The sequence below is a fragment of the Streptomyces sp. 13-12-16 genome (assembly GCF_002114215.1).
In the GTDB taxonomy this organism is placed as follows: domain Bacteria; phylum Actinomycetota; class Actinomycetes; order Streptomycetales; family Streptomycetaceae; genus Streptomyces.
Map to the genome: position 1 here is coordinate 1 of NZ_NCTE01000798.1, position 2,115 is coordinate 2,115.

Genomic DNA, 2,115 nt, shown 5'->3' on the forward strand with positions numbered 1-2,115 from the left:
CGAGGTCTGGCTGTGCGCGGGCGCCCTGGCCGGCGCCGCCGAGGTGCACGCCCGCCGCGCCGACGACGGCACCGACCTGTACCCGGGGCTGAACGTCGCCGCGTTCGCCGAGGAGACGGTGGTGCCCGCGTCCTGCGTGCTGCCCGCCCCGGACGGCGTCCCGCTCACCGACGCCGCCCTGCTGGGCTGCGCGGTGCTCACCGGCTACGGCGCCGTCCACCACTCCGCGCGGGTGCGGCCGGGGGAGAGCGTCGCGGTGTTCGGCGTCGGGGGAGTGGGCCTCGCCGCGCTCCAGTCGGCCCGGATCGCGGGAGCGTCGACGATCGTCGCGGTCGACGTCTCCCCGGAGAAGGAGGAGCTCGCGCGGGCCGCGGGCGCCACCGACTACCTCGTCGCCTCCGACACCACCGCCCGGCGGATCCGCGCCCTCACCGGCAAGGAGGGCGTGGACGTGGCCGTGGAGTGCGTCGGCCGAGCGGCCACCATCCGCACCGCCTGGGAGTCCACCCGGCGCGGCGGACGCACCACGGTCGTCGGCATCGGCGGCAAGGACCAGCAGGTCACCTTCAACGCCCTGGAGATCTTCCACTGGGGCCGCACCCTCTCCGGCTGCGTCTACGGCAACTCCGACCCGGCCCGCGACCTCCCGGTCCTCGCCGGACACGTCCGGGCCGGCCGCCTCGACCTCGGCGCCCTGGTCACCGGGCACATCGCCCTGGACGGCATCCCGGCCGCCTTCGACAACATGCTGGCCGGCAAGGGCGGACGGGCGCTGGTGGTGTTCTAGCGCGGCTCGCGGGCGGCCTCCTCCCGGGGAACCGGGACCGCGGCCGCCCGCGCCGCCGCCCTCGACCGGGACCGGGACACCGCCACACCCGCGAGGCACAGCGCGCCGCCCACCAGCGTGAGCGGGCCCGGCACCTCGCCGAGCGCCAGCCACGACATCAGCACGACCAGCGCGGGCACCGCGTACGTGGTCGCGCCCATCCGGCTCGCGGTCGTACGGGCCAGGGCGTAGGCCCAGGTGGTGAAGGCGAGGGCGGTCGGGAAGACGCCCAGGTAGACCATGTTGAGCGTGGCGGAGACCGGCGCGTCGGCGGCCTCCCGCACGAGCTGCCCGGCGAACGGCAGACAGGCCACCGCCCCCACCAGACACCCGTACGTCGTCACCTGCAGCGGGCTCGCCGCGCCCAGCGCCGGCTTCTGCGCGACCACCCCGGCCGCGTACGCCACGGCCGCCAGCAGGCACAGCACCACGCCGAGCACCGAGGACCCGCCCCCGCCGGACATCGACAGCCCCACGGTCACCGCGCCGGCGAACGACACGGCCATCCCCGCCAGCAGCCTCGGCGGCATCGGGTCCCCGAGCAGCCGGGCACCGAGCAGGGCGATGAGGACCGGCCCGATGTTCACCACCAGCGCGGCCGTACCGGCGTCGACCTGCTGCTCGCCCCAGTTGAGGGCCACCATGTAGAACCCGAACCAGAGCACCCCGGAGAGCAGGATCCCCCGCAGGGCCGGCCGGGGCGGGAGCCCCTCCCGCCGCAGCAGACAGAACACGCCCAGCGTCAGCGCCCCGGCCAGCAGCCGGCCGAGCGCGAGCGCCCCCGGTGAGTACGCGGCCCCCGCACTGCGGATGGACACGAAGGCGGAGGCCCACAGCACGACGGTGACACCGGCGGCGCAGGCCGCGAGCATCCGGTCGGAACGGGGGGTGGAGGCGTGCATCATGCTCCCGAGGCTAGGAGGAGGTCAGGGCGGGGCGCTCGCGGATTTCGGACGGGGGCCTGCCGGTCAGCGGAGGGCTTCCGCGCCGATCCCCAGCAGTTCGGACAGCGCGCGTTCGCCCGCCTCCGTCACCTTCACCGCCCGCTCGGAGCCGATGCGCACGCACCACCCCGTCTCCAGGGCGTGCCGGCACAGGGCGGCGCCCGCCACTCCGGCGAGATGGGGGCGGCGTTCCGTCCAGTCCAGGCAGGCGCGGGCCAGTGGGCGCCGTCCGCGGCGGTCGAGGCCGATGCCCGCCGCACCGAACCAGCGCAGTCCCGCGTCGGTGAGCGCGAACCCGGTCTCCTGGAGCAGTAGTCCCCGCGCGGTGAAGGCGTCCGTGACGGC

2 protein-coding genes and 1 pseudogene are annotated in these 2,115 nt (G+C 76.1%); 1 reads left to right on the top strand and 2 read right to left on the bottom strand.

Annotated features, from left to right (window positions below; translation table 11 throughout):
• A partial coding sequence (locus B7767_RS29155; protein ID WP_085574771.1) for a zinc-binding dehydrogenase occupies window positions 1-787 on the top strand: 787 nt, incomplete at its 5' end.
• Here the strand turns inward: B7767_RS29155 and B7767_RS29160 are convergent.
• On the bottom strand, window positions 784-1,731 hold the full coding sequence (locus tag B7767_RS29160; RefSeq protein ID WP_373408248.1) for a DMT family transporter: 948 nt from the start codon (window positions 1,729-1,731) through the stop codon (window positions 784-786). The two genes, B7767_RS29155 and B7767_RS29160, sit on opposite strands and share 4 nt — an antisense overlap.
• Window positions 1,732-1,794: 63 nt before the next feature.
• A pseudogene (locus B7767_RS29165) lies at window positions 1,795-2,115 on the bottom strand (transcriptional regulator); the annotation flags it as partial.

Coding starts and splice junctions, on each gene's coding strand:
- B7767_RS29160 (WP_373408248.1), bottom strand. CDS start 1,731: ATGATGCACGCCTCCACCCCCCGTTCCGACCGGATGCTCGCGGCCTGC.